The sequence below is a fragment of the Arthrobacter sp. YN genome (genome assembly GCF_002224285.1).
Classification (GTDB): domain Bacteria; phylum Actinomycetota; class Actinomycetes; order Actinomycetales; family Micrococcaceae; genus Arthrobacter.
Genome location: NZ_CP022436.1, coordinates 918,970 through 934,139, shown reverse-complemented (window position 1 = coordinate 934,139; position 15,170 = coordinate 918,970). Strand labels below are relative to the sequence as shown.

Here is a 15,170-nt window from a genome sequence, read left to right as displayed (position 1 = left end):
GAGCTGGACCCTACCCGGGAGCTGATGCCATGAAAATCAACGCGTTCGCAGATGTCAGCCTCCGCGCCATCATGGTGTTGGCCGCGGCCCCCGAAGGATTGCTGCTGACCACCCAGGCGGTGGCGGACGCCGTGGGTACGCCGTACAACCATGTCAGCAAGGCAATGGTCCGCCTGCGTGCCCTGGGATATATCGACGTTGAACGGGGTCGGCTGGGCGGTTCCCGGCTCAATGAATCAGGGCGGCGAGCCACGGTCGGGGAAGTCCTGAGGCATCTGGACAGCCGACAGGATCCAGCGGAGTGCCAATCCCCCACCAAGAATTGCCCGCTCATCAATGAATGCGGCCTGCGCCACGCGATGAATCGGGCCAGGGAAGCGTTCTACACCGAACTGGATACCGTGGTTATCGCTTCTCTCCCCCATGCCCGCCAGATGAACCCGGTGTTCCAGTCCATCGGGCTGCGGCCGGAGTTCAGGGTACCGGCCACCCAGCCATAAGCGGCCACCGGGAGTCGCCCTCCCGGCACCTTCCTCCCAGTTTGCAGAAGTCTTCTACGGGGTGTAGAAGTTGAGGTATAAATATAGGTATTCCGAATGCTTATATATTCGGTCAGCCCCGGCTGACCCCTACGCCCAGGAGAACCATGCTCTCGGAAAAGTCCCACCCCATCATCGAAGCAACCCTCCCCTTGGTGGGTTCACGGATCGGCGCCATCACAGCCGACTTCTACCAGCGACTTTTCGTGGCACATCCAGAGTTGCTCGATGGCCTCTTCAGCCGTTCCAACCAGCGCTCAGGTGATCAACAGCGGGCACTCGCCGGGAGCATCGCGGCCTTCGCAACCCACCTGGTCAACAACCCCGAAACCCTTCCCGAGAAGGTCCTTTCACGGATCGCGCACAAGCACGCCTCCCTCGGAATCACCGAGGACCAATACGGCGTGGTCTACGAACACCTGTTCGCAGCCATCGCCGCAGACCTGGCCGAGGTCATCACGCCGGACATCGCAGAGGCCTGGACTGAGGTCTATTGGCTCATGGCCGATGCCTTGATCAAGCTTGAAAAGGATCTCTACGCTTCCCAAGCCAACAACAAAATGTGGATGCCCTGGCGCGTCGCCGCCAAGGAGCCGGCAGGCACGGACGCCATCACGTTCATCCTGGAACCTGCGGACGACACCCCGGTCACGCCAGCGATGCCGGGTCAATACATCAGCGTCAAGGTCCTCCTCAGTGACGGGCTGCGCCAAGTGCGCCAGTATTCCTTGTCCGGCGACACGGGCACCAGCCGAACCTTCACCGCCAAACTCAATGACGGCGGCGAGGTGTCCACCGCCCTGCACACCGGCGTCGAACCTGGCGACGTCCTGGAGATCTCGAACCCTTACGGCGAGATCACCCTCAAAGAGGGAGTCGGCCCGGTCATTCTCGCCTCGGCAGGTATTGGCTGCACACCTACGGCGTCCATTCTGCGGTCGCTCGCTGAGACGGGCACGGACCGGCAGGTCTTGGTCCTGCACGCCGAGAAGTCAATCGAGAACTGGGCACTCAGCGGTCAGATGACCGCGGACGCGGCGCGGATTAACGCGGACCTGCAGCTTTGGCTAGAGTCTCCCCATCCCGGAACCAGCCAGGGTTTCATGTCTCTGCGGGAAGTGGACGTCCCAGCCGACGCCTCGTTGTACCTCTGCGGACCGCTTCCCTTCATGAAGAAGATCCGCGACGAAGCCATTGACGCAGGAATTCCTTCCACCCGGATCCACTACGAAGTCTTTGGCCCGGACGTGTGGCTCGCCAACTAGGCAGGCACGCCGCCGGGGACAAACTGCAGCAAGAACGACGGCGGCCCGCCACCTTTCAATCGAAAGGTGACGGGCCGTCGTCGTTCACTTAAGAACGCCGTTGTTCCTAAGAGGTCTAGCCCAGACGGGTCTTCAGACCGTCCAGCTCGGACTGGAGTGCCGCCGGGAGCGACTCGCCGAAGTTCGCGAACCATTCCTCGATGGATGCCAGCTCAGTTGCCCACTCCTCCGGGTCGACGCGAACCGCCGACTCAACCTCGGCCGGGGTCATGTCCAGGCCCTCGAGGTCGATGGATTCACCGGTCGGTACGAAGCCGATCGGCGTTTCCACAGCGTCGGCCTTGCCTTCGAGACGCTCGATGGCCCATTTGAGCACGCGGGCGTTGTCCCCGAAGCCAGGCCAGGCGAAGCCGCCCTCAGCCGTGCGACGGAACCAGTTGACCAGGAAGATCTTTGGCAGTCGCTCCGGATTGGCCTTGGCGGACAGGTTCACCCAGTGGTTCAAGTAATCGCCGGCGTCGTAGCCGATGAACGGCAGCATGGCCATGGGGTCGCGGCGGACCACGCCGACGGCACCGGCGGCAGCAGCGGTGGTCTCGGAGGACAGCGTGGAACCCATGAAGATGCCGTTGGACCAGTCGCGGGCCTCGGTGACCAGCGGGATGGTGGTCTTGCGTCGGCCGCCGAACAGGATCGCGGAGAGCTCCACGCCTTCCGGGCTGAAGTATTCCTCGGCCAGCATGTCGATCTGGTCGATCGGCGTGCAGAAGCGGGAGTTCGGGTGCGCTGCCGGGGCGTCGGAGTCCGGAGTCCAGGACTCACCGCGCCAGTCGGTCAGGTGCGCCGGAGTTTCCTCCGTCATACCTTCCCACCAGACGCCACCGTCGTCGGTCAGTGCCACGTTGGTGAAGATGCTGTTGCCCTTGGCGATGGCACGCATGGCGTTCGGGTTGGTGCCCCAGCCGGTACCAGGCGCAACGCCGAACAGGCCGGCTTCGGGGTTGACAGCCCGGAGTTCGCCTTCCTTGCCGAAGCGCATCCACGTGATGTCGTCGCCGAGGGTCTCAACCTTCCAGCCCTTGATGGTGGGGTCGAGCAACGCAAGGTTGGTCTTGCCACAAGCGGACGGGAAAGCAGCGGAAACGTAGTAGGTCTTCTGCTCCGGCGAGGTCAGCTTAAGGATGAGCATGTGCTCGGCCAGCCAGCCTTCGTCGCGTGCCATCACCGAAGCGATGCGCAGCGCGTAGCACTTCTTGCCCAGGAGGGCGTTTCCGCCGTAGCCGGAGCCGAAGGACCAGATGGAGCGCTCCTCGGGGAAGTGCACAATCCATTTGTCCGTGTTGCACGGCCAGGCAACGTCAGCCTGGCCGGCTTCCAGCGGTGCGCCCAGCGAGTGGAGGGCGGGGACGAAGAAAGCGTCGGTCTGCGTGATGCGATCCAGGACGTCCGTGCCGATGCGGGCCATGATGCGCATGGAGGCAACAACGTAGGCGGAGTCGGTGATCTCGACGCCAAACTTGGGGTCCTCGGCATCAAGGTGGCCCATGACGAACGGAATGACGTACATGGTGCGGCCGCGCATGGAGCCGGCGAACAGTCCGCGCAGCTTCTGCTTCATCTCGGCCGGGGCCATCCAGTTGTTGGTGAAGCCTGCGTCGCGCTCGTTCTCAGAGCAGATGAAGGTCTGCTCTTCTACACGGGCAACGTCAGCGGGGTCGGAGAATGCTGCGAAAGAGTTCGGGAACGTCTCCGGGTTCAGTCGCTTCAACGTGCCGGCCTCAACGAGTTCGTCGGTGAGCTTCTTGTTTTCTGCTTCGCTGCCATCAACCCAGTGGATGCGGTCCGGCTGAGTCAGCTCGGCAACTTCCTCAACCCAGGCCAGCAGGCGTGCATGCGTAGTAGGTGCCTTCTCAAGCAGCGGCAGTCGCGCCAGATCGCCCATTGCGGTTCCCTTCCTCGGGTTCAGTGGTGTGTCCTAAACGATAGGGGCCGCGGACCAGACCAATCCGTTGTCAGACATCGGACATCCGCACAGCCTAAAAGCAAAAACCGCTAGAAATAAGGGGTTGGGTTAGCCAGAACGGAGATTTAAGTGACTAAGGTCACGTAGACCGGTCTAGTTGCGCAGATTACAGCTTTTCGATTTGGAACTTCACATGAACTTCTGTAAAGTTTATTGAGGTTCGAGGGGGTCAGAGAAACAGACCGCCGAGAATCACACGAAATGCGCCCATAGCTCAGCTGGATAGAGCGTCTGTCTACGGAACAGAAGGTCAGGGGTTCGAATCCCTTTGGGCGCACAAATCAAGACCCGTACCGGTTCGCCGGTGCGGGTCTTTTGTTGTGCCCGGGTCATCCGACGCGGCAGGTGACCCGCGCGCAGAACGGAAAGGGCCGCCGTCGTACTTTTAAGCGGCTTAGGGGCGCTGCCGCGCCGTGGGGTGTGAAAATGTGGGCCTGGTTGGCTTTCCGGCTCTGTTTTCCTGCGGGTGACGGGTGCATGATGGCCGTGTCTATCGCGGATGACGCCGGATTTCCTTGGTGCCGAGGTTGAGCTCGCTTCTAAGCGTGGTGTGAAGGACTCCCACGGGAACCGTGGATTGTTGCTTCGAGCACGAGTGCTAGATTCCTGAATTTGCCCTGTCCTTCCCGCGGTAGACAATCCGCTAAATACAAGAGAAGGGGCAGAGCAATGGATATTGTGCATGAGCGCGCCGTCGGCATGGATATTTCGAAGCGCGACGCGAAGGTGTGTGTGCGTGTCCCGGGAGGCCAGCGGGGCCGGTTCACGTCGACGGTCACCACCTGGGGCTCAACCACGAATCAGATCCTGCAGTTGCGCTCTTTCCTCGAGGAGCAGCAGGTCACAACGGTGGTGATGGAAGCGACCAGTGATTATTGGAAGCCGTTCTACTATCTGCTGGAATCTTCTCTGCCGGTCATGCTGGTCAATGCCAAGGCTGCCAGGAACATCCCGGGACGCAAGACCGATGTCTCCGACGCGTCGTGGCTGGCCCAGCTCGCCGCCCATGGTTTGTTGAGAGCTTCCTTCGTTCCACCAGAACCGATCCGGGAGCTGCGGGACCTGACCCGGGCCCGGGCGATTGCCGTGCAGGACAGAACGCGGGAGATCCATCGTCTGGAGAAGTTTCTGGAGGGCAGCGGCATCAAGCTCTCCAGCGTCGTGAGCAGCCTCACCGGTGTCTCTTCCCGGGCGATGCTCGAGGCACTCGTTGGCGGTGAACGGGACCCCGAAGTGCTGGCGCAATACGCGCAGAAAAGCATGCGCTCAAAGATCCCTGAGCTGGTCGAAGCGCTCACCGGCAGGTTCGGAGAACACCAAGCGTTAATGGTCCGGGTGCACCTGGACCAAATCGATCACCACACCAACGCCATCACTGCCTACACCGGGCGCATCGAGATGGCCATTGAGCCCTTTCGTGCAGCCCGAGAGGCACTAATCACAATCCCTGGGGTCTCCAGTCTGGTCGCCGACGTCATCATCGCCGAGACTGGTGCGGACATGAGCATCTTCCCGACCTCGGCGCATCTGGCGTCATGGGCCGGTGTCTGTCCGGGCTCAAACGAGTCCGCTGGACACATCAAATCCACCAGAACCCGGCCGGGCAACAACTATTTGAAGGCGGCACTGGGCACCACAGCGCTGACGGCGGCCCGGCTCAAGGAGACGTTCCTCTCCCAGAAATACCGGCGCATTGCTGCCCGCCGGGGTCCAAAGAAGGCCCTCGTCGCGATCGAACACGTCATTCTGACCGCAGTATGGAACATGCTGACCAACGGCGAGGTCTATGCCGACCCTGGAGCCGACTACTACCTCAAACGCGATCCTGAACAGGCGAGGAGCCGAGCCGTCCGCCAACTCAAGACCCTCGGCTACGACGTCAGCCTCACGCCAGCGGGTGCATAACCACCCTTAATTTACGTACTAGGAAGTACGACGGCGGCCCTTGCGTTAAGTACGGGGCGCTTACTCCCCGACTGCCTCGCTGATGCGGCGGCGGATGCCATCGAAGTGTCGGTTGAGCAGCTCGGACGCCAAGACCTTGTCCCCTGCCGCCACAGCTCCGTAAATGTCTCGGTGCATCGCAGCAGTCTTCGCCAGGTCCTCGTTCCCTGGACCGATCTCCACATGGATCTTCCGGTACACCTTCCAGAACACGCCCATGAGGTTGATCAGGAGCTCGTTGTTGAGGGGTTCGAAGAGGCGACGGTGGAATTCGGCGTCCGCGGCCACGAAGTTTTCGCCGGCAGCGGCCAGCTCTTCCATCTGCTTCACGGCTTCCTCGATGGACGCGAGCTGCTCCTTGGTCATGACGTCCATGGACGATCCGATCAGGCCGGACTCCAACGCCTGGCGCACATCCACCAGCTGCAGGGCCTCCAGCCCCTGGTGCCGTAGCGAGAGCCGACCCCTGAATGTCAGGCCGTCCGCCAGTGCGTCAAAGTTGCTCGGCGCCACGAACATGCCGAAGCCGTGGCGGATTTCAATGACCCCCAGGGCTTGCAGCACCTTGAGTGATTCGCGGAGCGTGTTGCGGCCCACGCCCAGAGCGCCGGAAAGCTCGCTCTCGGTCGGCAACGGATCGCCTGCCTCGAGCTCGCGCTCAAGAATCAATTCCATAATGTCCGACTGCAAGGCACGCAGCCGGGCCTGTGCACTGAACCGCGCCTGCGGAACCACACCGGAAGTTGTCATGGCTTTCTCCTTGCCGATGCACCTGTTCCACAGACCGGCAGAGGCCGGTTCCGAGAGCAGGTGCGGTGTTAATATTGAGGCGAGCTTAGTGCCCACCCAAGAACGAGTGACTCGCAACATACAATATCGGATGTCCCACCTCCGTCATAGCTATGTACTGGGAAATCGCTGAGATTTCCCCTCCGGACCGGCCGAAGCCGGCAAGCCGCCCAGCGCGCAGCAGCAGCAGCCCAAGCGCACATTCTCACTTGACGTTCCGTTGTGACCGCCCTTACAGTTTCCATACGAGCATCGGACGTCCTACATCCGATAACCCACGAAACGCGAATGGTGAGGCACCCTATGAGCAAGACGATCCACAGCCTGCCGCTGGTCAACGACGCCAGCCGCCGGAACTTCCTGAAGCTAAGCGGCGCAGTTGGTGCAGCAGCCGCCTTCACGGCAACACTCTCTGCGTGCGGCGGCGCTGCCAGCACGACCACCGGTACCACCACCAACACTGCCGCGGTCAATAAGGACCTCACCATTGAGGCCGGCATCTCCTACGCGCTGTCCACCGGTTTCGATCCCCTCAGCTCCTCCGGAGCCACGCCGATGGCCGCCAACCTGCACATCTTCGAAGGCCTCATCGAACTGCACCCGGCCACCCGCGAGCCTTACAACGCCCTCGCCGCAGCGGACCCCAAAAAGGTCAACGACACCACCTACCAGGTGACCATTCGCGAGGGCGCGAAATTCCACGACGGCTCCCCCGTCACCACCGAGGACGTCGCTTTCTCCTTCACCCGTGTGATGGATCCGGCCAACAAGTCCTTGTTCTCCCAGTTCATTCCCTTCATCCAGGACGTCAAGCCCCTGGACGCCAAGACGGTGGAGTTCACCCTTAAGTACGCTTTCCCTGGCTTTGGACCACGCATCTCAGTGGTCAAGATTGTTCCCAAGGCACTGGCCACCGATCTGAAGGCCTTCGATGCCGCACCGATCGGATCCGGCCCTTACAAGCTGATATCCGCCGTCAAGGACGACAAGATCGTCTTCGAAGCATTCGCCGACTACAACGGCCCCAAGCCTGCGCTGGCGAAGGGCATGACCTGGCTGCTGCTCTCCGATGCCGCAGCCCGCGTCACGGCGGTCCAGTCCGGCCGTGTCCAGGCCATCGAAGACGTTCCCTACTTGGACGTCGACGGTCTGAAGTCCAAGGTCAAGGTTGAGTCCGTCCAGTCCTTCGGCCTGCTGTTCCTCATGTTCAACTGCGCCAAGGCCCCGTTCGACAACAAGCTGGTCCGCCAGGCCCTGCACTACGGCATGGACAAAGAATCCATCATCAAGAAGGCCTTGTTCGGCAACGCCAAGGCCGCCACTTCTTATTTCCAGGAAGGCCACCCGGACTACGTCAAGGCTAAGAACGTCTACAGCTTTGATACTTCCAAAGCAGAAGACCTCCTGAAGCAGGCCGGCGTCACCAACCTCGAATTCGAGCTACTCACCACGGACACCGCCTGGGTCAAAGACGTTGCACCGCTGATCCTCGAATCCTGGAACAAGATCCCGGGCGTCAAGGTCACCGTCAAGAGCCTTCAGTCCGGCGCGTTGTACAGCGACCGCGTGGGCAAGGGCGACTTCTCCGTGGTTGCTGCCCCGGGCGATCCCTCGGTCTTCGGCAATGACGCAGACCTTCTCCTGAGCTGGTTCTACTCCGGCGCAACCTGGATGGACAAGCGCGCCTTCTGGACCACCCCGGAACGCGCCAAGCTGCAGGAACTCATGAACAAGGGCTCCCAGGCATCCGGTGACGAGGCCAAGAAGATAGTTGGTGAAATCGTGGACATGGTCTCCGACGAGGTTCCGCTGTACCCGGTCTTCCATCGCCAGCTCCCCAGCGCCTGGGATGAGAAGAAGCTCAACGGCTTCCAACCTCTGCCCACCACCGGATTGTCGTTCATCGACGTCGGACGAACCGCCTAAGCACCCTCCCTGTTGTGAGGCCCGCTCTGCGGCCCGTATCCCCCAAATAGCCCGCAGAGCAGGCCCCACAACCAGCACCACCCCAACCAACCGGAGAACAAATTGGTCACGATATTGCGTTTGCTTGGTCGCAGACTTGCAGCATTGCCATTGATGATCCTGGGCATTACGTTGCTCGTCTTCCTCGTCCTGCAGGCCGCTCCCGGCGACCAGGCCAGCTCGGCCCTCGGCGATGGCGCCAGTGAAGAAGCGAAGCAGCAGTACCGCCAGGACAATGGCCTGAACGATCCCCTGGTCCTGCAGTACTTCCGATTCCTCGGCAAGCTTCTGCAGTTCGACCTCGGGTCACCACTCCGCCGGCAAAATCGGTGGCGTCCATGATTGGCTCGGCATTCCCGCTGACCCTGCAGCTCACCTTCCTGGGTGTCCTTATCGCGATCGTGCTCTCGCTCGCGTTCGGCATCCTCGGCGCCCTCCATCGCGATAAGTGGCAGGACCAGCTGGTCCGCGTCTTCTCCATCGCAGCGATCGCCACGCCGTCGTTCTGGCTGGGCATCCTGCTCATCCAGTGGTTCGCGCTGGGCTCCAACCCCTTGTTCCCCTCAGGCGGAATTGCGACGCCGGAATCCGGCTTCGGCGGGTGGCTCAATTCCATGGCCCTCCCGGCCTTGGCGCTCGGCATCCCTGTGTCGGCATCGCTGATCCGTGTGGTTCGCACCTCCATGGTGGAAGAACTGGACCGCGATTACGTCCGCACCGCCATCGGCAACGGCGTCCCTTACCGCGAGGTCGTCTCCAAGAACGTCCTCCGCAACGCGCTCGTCACCCCGGTGACCGTGCTGGGACTTCGCGTCGGCTACTTGCTGGGCGGCGCCGTCGTGATTGAAATGATTTTCGCCCTGCCCGGCATGGGCCAACTGATCCTTAACGGCATCACCAACCTGGACGTCAACCTGGTCCAGGGCGTGGTGCTCACCATCTCGGTCACCTTTGTCTTGGTGAACATCGTGGTGGACCTTCTCTACCTGCTCATCAACCCCCGAATCAGGACGGTATAGCTCATGCGCAGCAAGCTCGCAGAACGGCTAAGTGCCCCGGGCATTCGTTTCAAAGCCCTGCCCTGGGGCTCCCGTATCGCCCTGCTCTTCCTCATTGTGATTGTCCTGGCCGCCATTTTCGCGCCGGTCATCGCCCCGCACGATCCACTGGAGACCTTCATCCCGGCCACCCCGCCCGGCGCCGAGCACTTCTTCGGCACCGATCGCCTGGGCCGCGACATCTTCTCGCGCCTCCTCTTCGGTGCACAGTCCTCGCTGATGATCGGCCTCGGGGCGGTTGCGTTGGCTATCCTGGCCGGAGCGCTCCTTGGTTCCTTCGCCGCGACCTCCAGCAAGTCCGTCAACGAGATCATCATGCGGCTCATGGACATCCTCATGGCGTTCCCGGGTATCGCTCTCGCAGCTGTGTTGCTGGCCGCGTTCGGCAACTCGGTCCCCACCATCATCATTGCGATCGCCATCATCTACACACCGCAGCTTGCCCGCGTAGTCCGCGCCAACGTGCTGGCACAGTACGGCGAAGACTACGTCCGTGCTGAACGCGTGATCGGCGCCGGACGTTTCTACATCCTGGTCAAGCACATCGTCCGCAACACCGCAGCTCCAGTGCTGGTGTTCGCAACGGTCATGGTGGCTGACGCCATCATCCTGGAAGCCTCGCTTTCCTTCCTGGGCGCCGGCGTCCAGGACCCCGCACCCTCATGGGGCAACGTCATTTCCTACGGCCGCAACCTGGTCCTGTCCGGCGGTTGGTGGGCCACGACGTTCGCTGGTGTCACCATCCTGTTGACCGTGCTGTCCCTGAATATCCTGGCAGAGGGCCTCACCGATGCCATGGTGAACCCGAAGCTCCGGCGCGCGCCGGTAGTAAAGGACGACGACGGTGCTTCAGCCGCCGTTGCTGTCGACGCTGAGGTGGCAACCTCCGTCGCCCAGCCCTCCGTGGTTGAGCAACACGAGCTCGACGGCGTTCGTGCGGCTTCCGGCGACACCGTCACTTCCGGTGTCGAGACGGCAGCCGTCCTCACCGACGTGAAGCTGGCCGCGGCAAACCCGCACCTCCTGTTGGACCGTGAGCTGGAACTCCTGGCAGCCATCGAAGCAAAACGCACCGACCGCCTGCCGCAGGTATCCCCGGGAGCACGCAACGTGCTGGAAGTGAAGAACCTGTCCATCCGTTTCCCAGGCCGCTTCGGCGACATCGCGATCGTGGACAACGTCTCGTTCACGGTCCGCGAAGGCGAGACCATGGGCTTGGTAGGCGAATCCGGTTGCGGTAAGTCGATCACTTCGCTTGCTGTGATGGGGCTCCTGCCCAAGACCGCCCAGGTCACCGGGTCCATCACCTTCGATGGCAAGGAACTCCTGGACTCCACCACCAAGCACAGCAACCCGAAGGCTTACGAGGGCCTTCGCGGTGAGCAGATCGCCATGGTCTACCAGGACGCGTTGAGCTCGCTGAACCCGTCCATGAAGATCAAGGACCAGCTGGAACAGCTGACCAAGCGCGGCGGACGCAAGACTCCCACCGAGCTGCTGGAGATGGTGAAACTGGATCCCGTCCGGACCCTCGCCAGCTACCCGCACGAGCTCTCCGGCGGCCAGCGCCAGCGCGTGCTCATTGCCATGGCCTTGTCCCGTTCGCCGAAGATTGTTGTGGCCGATGAACCCACTACCGCCCTGGATGTCACTGTTCAGAAACAGGTTGTGGACCTCCTCAACGAACTCCGCGAGCAGCTCGGATTCGCGATGGTGTTCGTCAGCCACGACCTCGCGTTGGTGGCCTCCCTCGCCCACCGCATCACCGTGATGTACGCCGGCCAGGTGGTGGAATCGGCCCAGGCCTCCGAGCTCCTGCAGAACCCCAAGCACGAGTACACCCGTGGCCTGCTGGGTGCTGTCCTCTCCATTGAGGCCGACGCCGTCCGCCTTCACCAGATCCCCGGCACGGTTCCGTCCCCGCGGGACTTCGCCACGGGAGACCGCTTCGCGGCCCGCTCACTGAGGCCCGACGCCGATCCGCGCCAGCCATTGGTCCTCACCGCGGTTTCTTCGGTGGACTCCGTCAACGGCGATGATGCCGACCACTACTGGGCGAGCCATTTGAAGGAGGACGCGAAATGAGTGAACCAATTCAACAAGAGTCGAAGCCGGTCATCGAACTCAAGGACGTCAAGGTCTATCACCACGCTCGGACTGGTGGACTGTTCCGCCCGAACATCGTCAAAGCGGTGGACGGTGTGGACTTCACCATCAGCCGCGGCGAAACCGTGGGCATCGTTGGTGAGTCCGGCTGCGGCAAGTCCACACTCGCGTCAGTGCTCGTGGGACTGCAGCCGCCGACGTCGGGCCAGGTTTTGTTCCACGGAAAGCCGGCCATCAAGAGGAACGCCGCCATGCGCAAGGAATTCGGACGCTCCGTCTCCGTGGTCTTCCAAGACCCGGCAACGGCCCTGAACCCGCGCATGACCATCCAGGACATCCTGACCGATCCGCTGCAGATCCACGGCATCGGCAACGCTGCCTCCCGGGCTGCCAAGGTCAAGGAACTGTTGGCGCTGGTGGGCTTGCCGGAATCGGCAGCCGAAGTGACGCCGTCGCAAGTTTCCGGTGGTCAACGCCAGCGCGTGGCGATCGCCCGGGCGCTGGCCTTGGACCCGGACATCATCGTGGCGGATGAGCCGACGTCGGCCTTGGACGTTTCCGTCCGGGCGCAGGTCCTGAACCTGCTGTCCGACCTGAAGAAACAGCTGAACCTGGGCATGGTGTTCATCTCGCACGACATCCAGACCGTCCGCTATGTCTCGGACCGCATCTGCGTCATGTACTTCGGCAAGATCGTCGAGCACGGCTCCGCCGCGCAGGTTTTCGATAACCCGAGCAACGACTACACCAAGAAGCTCCTGGGCGCCGCGCCGAGCCTGCTTCACATCTAGTTTTTCCCTTCACAGCTACAAACAACGGAGAATTCTGTGTCCACTCAGTTCGAGGGCGTCATCCCCCCGGTCATCACCCCCCGCCACGCGGACGGCAGCATCGACGCCGCATCGCTGAAGAACGTCACCAAACACCTGATCGACGGCGGAGTGTCCGGCCTTTTCGTCCTCGGCTCCTCCGGCGAAGTCCCTTACCTGACCAACGACGAGCGTGAGCTGGTGGTCTCCACCATCGCCGACGCCAATGCCGGGGCGGTCCCGCTGATCGTGGGTGCCAACGAGCAGACCACCACCCGCGTCATCGAGGAAGCCCGCAAGGTGGTTGACCTCGGCGCCGACGCGATCGTGGTCACCTCCATGTACTACGCAATCGGCAACGCCGCGGAGACCGAAACGCACTTCCGCAGCATCCACGCGGCCATCGAAAAGCCGATCTTCGCCTACGACGTTCCTGTCCGCACGCACTTCAAGCTGCCCACCGACCTGCTGGTCCGGCTCGGCCGCGATGGCGTCATTGCCGGCGTCAAAGACTCTTCCGGCGACGACGTCTCCTTCCGCCAACTCCTCCTCGCGGCCAAGGGCATCCCCAACTTCGACATCTTCACGGGTCACGAAGTTGTGGTGGACGGCGCTCTCCTCGGCGGCGCGCAGGGTGTTGTTCCGGGCCTCGGCAACGTTGATCCGGCCGGCTACCGCCGCCTGTTCGACGCCGCCCAGGCCGGCGACTGGACTCTCGCGGCAAGGGAGCAGGACCGCCTGGCCGACGTTTTCGAGATCGTCTACGCCCCCAACGGCCGCGTTTCCGGTGGTGCTGCGGGCCTGGGCGCCTTCAAGACCGCACTGCAGGTAATGGGCGTCATCGAATCCAACACCATGAGCTCGCCGATGCTTTCCTTGGATGACTCCGAGACTGCTCTCATTCGTTCAATCCTGGAGCGGAACGGGCTGGTCTAAGCTTCGATGACCCCTTCCATGAACCACGTGATCGGCGTTGACCTCGGCGGCACCAAAACCGCCGCCGGAGTTGTCACGCCTTCCGGCGACGTGTTGATGTCGGAGACCATTCCTACGTTGAACCGGGCCGGTGGCGAAGCAATTTTGGACGCCACCGCTGCGCTGATCGGGGGCTTGGTGGAGCGCGCTGCCGACGCCGGCATGTCGGTTTCCGGCGTCGGCATCGGCTCCGCGGGGGTGATTGACGCTGTTGTTGGGTCCGTTGTGTCCGCGACCGACGCGATTCTTGATTGGGCCGGGACTGAACTGGTGGCCGGTTTGTCGTCCCGTCTGGGCTTTGGCACCGTCCGCGCCGTCAACGACGTCCACGCCCATGCGCTCGGCGAAGCCTGGCTGGGCGCGGCCGCTGGTTCCTCAAGTTCACTCATGGTGGCGTTCGGGACGGGCGTTGGCGGGAGCCTTGTCCTTGCCGGCACACCCGTTTTGGGCCACCGTTTTGTGGGCGGGCATGTGGGGCATTTCGCTTCTCCCTATGCCTCTTTTGGTGGTTCACCGCTGTCCTGCGTGTGCGGTGGGTCCGGGCACGTTGAAGCTGTGGCTTCCGGGCCGGCTCTTCATGAGGCGTTTTTGCGGTTTGGAGGTTCAGCCGTCGACGCTGCCGACACCCGGGGCGTGTTTGCCCTTGCCACTTCTGTCTCTGACGCTCACGACGGCGGTGCTGCCGCAGGCTCTGCGGACAGCCGCACCGCAGCTTTACATGCCATCGAGCTGGGCGCAGCCGCGGCCGGACAGGCCGTGGGCGGGCTTATCAACATCCTTGATCCTGAAACCGTGGTGATCTCCGGCGGCCTTGCCGATGCCGGCGAAATCTGGTGGAAGCCCATGGAAGCTGCTTTGCGCCGGGAACTGCTGGCTCCTTTGGTTGCCATCCCTGTCCTCAGGGCCACCCTTGGCAACACAGCCGCCATCGTTGGCGCCGCGAAACTCGTCCTTAAGTAGTCCGTAAGTAAAGGGAACATCATGATCCTCACACCTGAAGGCCTTGAAGCCCTCCGCTCCCAATTGATCGTTTCCTGTCAGGCGTACCCCGGCGAACCCATGCGCGATCCCCGCACCACCGGCCAAGTGGCGGCATCCGCTGTCATCGGAGGCGCGGCGGCGATCCGCGTCCAAGGGTTGGCCGACGTGCAGTTCACGCGTGCCGCCGTCGAGGTTCCTGTCATTGGCCTCTGGAAGGACGGACATGACGGAGTCTTCATCACACCTACGCTTCGTCATGCCTTGGCCGTTGCGAATGCCGGCGCGCACGTTGTGGCGATTGACGGAACGCGTCGGGAGCGGCCGGATGGGCTGACCCTGGCAGCGACCGTTGCCGGCATTCACGCGGAATCCCAGGCCTTGGTTATGGCAGATTGCGGGTCCTTCGACGACGCCGTTGCCGCCGTCGAGGCGGGTGCCGACCTGATCGGCACCACGTTGGCCGGTTACACCGGCGAGCGCCCCAAGACGGACGGTCCGGACCTGGAACTGTTGGAGCAGATTGCCGCCGCGGACCTGGGCAAGCCACTCATTGCAGAGGGCCGGATCCATACCCCGGCGCATGCCCGGCAATCCCTCGACGCCGGAGCGTTCGCGGTGGTTGTCGGCACGGCGATCACACATCCGGCGAGCATCACGGGCTGGTTCAAGGGCGCGATGCACGCGTAGCCCTGCATTGCGAGGCCCGCTCGGCACCC

Annotated in this window: 11 protein-coding genes, 1 tRNA gene and 1 pseudogene; 11 read left to right on the top strand and 2 right to left on the bottom strand. The window is 62.6% G+C overall.

Annotation, left to right across the window (positions count from 1 at the left end; all coding sequences use genetic code 11):
- Positions 1–29: 29 nt before the first annotated feature.
- Positions 30–500: an RrF2 family transcriptional regulator gene (locus CGK93_RS04365; protein ID WP_089593760.1), complete on the top strand. Its 471-nt coding sequence runs from the start codon at positions 30–32 to the stop codon at positions 498–500.
- A gap of 146 nt (positions 501–646) precedes the next feature.
- Positions 647–1,804, top strand: coding sequence for a globin domain-containing protein (locus CGK93_RS04360; protein WP_089593759.1), 1,158 nt, complete (start codon positions 647–649; stop codon positions 1,802–1,804).
- Between the two features lie 115 nt (positions 1,805–1,919).
- Here CGK93_RS04360 and CGK93_RS04355 read toward each other — a convergent pair whose 3' ends face one another.
- Positions 1,920–3,746, bottom strand: a complete 1,827-nt coding sequence (locus CGK93_RS04355) for a phosphoenolpyruvate carboxykinase (GTP) (protein WP_017198121.1) — start codon at positions 3,744–3,746, stop codon at positions 1,920–1,922.
- Between the two features lie 284 nt (positions 3,747–4,030).
- Between CGK93_RS04355 and CGK93_RS04350 the strand changes: the two genes are divergently transcribed.
- Positions 4,031–4,104 (top strand) — tRNA-Arg (locus CGK93_RS04350).
- Between the two features lie 392 nt (positions 4,105–4,496).
- Complete coding sequence (locus CGK93_RS04345) at positions 4,497–5,732, top strand: IS110 family transposase (RefSeq protein WP_089593758.1); 1,236 nt, start codon at positions 4,497–4,499, stop codon at positions 5,730–5,732.
- Between the two features lie 60 nt (positions 5,733–5,792).
- Here the strand turns inward: CGK93_RS04345 and CGK93_RS04340 are convergent, their stop codons facing one another.
- The gene (locus CGK93_RS04340) at positions 5,793–6,521 is read right to left on the bottom strand and encodes a FadR/GntR family transcriptional regulator (protein WP_089593757.1); all 729 of its coding nucleotides are present in this window, start codon (positions 6,519–6,521) and stop codon (positions 5,793–5,795) included.
- 327 nt (positions 6,522–6,848) lie between these two features.
- On the opposite strand from CGK93_RS04340, the gene CGK93_RS04335 reads away from it, so the two are divergent.
- The 7 genes and pseudogenes from CGK93_RS04335 (at position 6,849) to CGK93_RS04305 (ending at position 15,141) form a co-directional block, all read left to right on the top strand.
- A complete protein-coding gene (locus CGK93_RS04335; RefSeq protein ID WP_089593756.1) occupies positions 6,849–8,486 on the top strand; it encodes an ABC transporter substrate-binding protein in 1,638 nt (545 codons plus the stop codon).
- Between the two features lie 153 nt (positions 8,487–8,639).
- Positions 8,640–9,544 (top strand): annotated as a pseudogene (locus tag CGK93_RS04330) (ABC transporter permease).
- A 3-nt stretch (positions 9,545–9,547) separates the two neighbouring features.
- Positions 9,548–11,668 carry a dipeptide/oligopeptide/nickel ABC transporter permease/ATP-binding protein gene (locus tag CGK93_RS04325; RefSeq protein WP_089593755.1) on the top strand — a complete coding sequence of 707 codons (2,121 nt, stop codon included), beginning with the start codon at positions 9,548–9,550 and terminating at the stop codon, positions 11,666–11,668.
- Positions 11,665–12,480, top strand: coding sequence for an ABC transporter ATP-binding protein (locus CGK93_RS04320; RefSeq protein WP_089593754.1), 816 nt, complete (start codon positions 11,665–11,667; stop codon positions 12,478–12,480). Before CGK93_RS04325 ends, CGK93_RS04320 begins: the two co-directional genes overlap by 4 nt.
- Before the next feature lie 36 nt (positions 12,481–12,516).
- On the top strand, positions 12,517–13,434 hold the full coding sequence (locus CGK93_RS04315) for a dihydrodipicolinate synthase family protein (RefSeq protein WP_089593753.1): 918 nt from the start codon (positions 12,517–12,519) through the stop codon (positions 13,432–13,434).
- 18 nt (positions 13,435–13,452) lie between these two features.
- Positions 13,453–14,433, top strand: a complete 981-nt coding sequence (locus tag CGK93_RS04310; RefSeq protein ID WP_089597188.1) for an ROK family protein — start codon at positions 13,453–13,455, stop codon at positions 14,431–14,433.
- Positions 14,434–14,454: 21 nt separating this feature from the next.
- The gene (locus tag CGK93_RS04305) at positions 14,455–15,141 is read left to right on the top strand and encodes an N-acetylmannosamine-6-phosphate 2-epimerase (protein ID WP_089593752.1); all 687 of its coding nucleotides are present in this window, start codon (positions 14,455–14,457) and stop codon (positions 15,139–15,141) included.
- Positions 15,142–15,170: the final 29 nt, after the last annotated feature.

Excerpts from the sequence above, each read along its gene's own strand:
- CGK93_RS04365 (WP_089593760.1), top strand. The coding sequence starts at position 30 with ATGAAAATCAACGCGTTCGCAGATGTCAGCCTCCGCGCCATCATGGTG.
- CGK93_RS04360 (WP_089593759.1), top strand. The coding sequence starts at position 647 with ATGCTCTCGGAAAAGTCCCACCCCATCATCGAAGCAACCCTCCCCTTG.
- CGK93_RS04355 (WP_017198121.1), bottom strand. The coding sequence starts at position 3,746 with ATGGGCGATCTGGCGCGACTGCCGCTGCTTGAGAAGGCACCTACTACG.
- CGK93_RS04345 (WP_089593758.1), top strand. The coding sequence starts at position 4,497 with ATGGATATTGTGCATGAGCGCGCCGTCGGCATGGATATTTCGAAGCGC.
- CGK93_RS04340 (WP_089593757.1), bottom strand. The coding sequence starts at position 6,521 with ATGACAACTTCCGGTGTGGTTCCGCAGGCGCGGTTCAGTGCACAGGCC.
- CGK93_RS04335 (WP_089593756.1), top strand. The coding sequence starts at position 6,849 with ATGGTGAGGCACCCTATGAGCAAGACGATCCACAGCCTGCCGCTGGTC.
- CGK93_RS04325 (WP_089593755.1), top strand. The coding sequence starts at position 9,548 with ATGCGCAGCAAGCTCGCAGAACGGCTAAGTGCCCCGGGCATTCGTTTC.
- CGK93_RS04320 (WP_089593754.1), top strand. The coding sequence starts at position 11,665 with ATGAGTGAACCAATTCAACAAGAGTCGAAGCCGGTCATCGAACTCAAG.
- CGK93_RS04310 (WP_089597188.1), top strand. The coding sequence starts at position 13,453 with ATGAACCACGTGATCGGCGTTGACCTCGGCGGCACCAAAACCGCCGCC.
- CGK93_RS04305 (WP_089593752.1), top strand. The coding sequence starts at position 14,455 with ATGATCCTCACACCTGAAGGCCTTGAAGCCCTCCGCTCCCAATTGATC.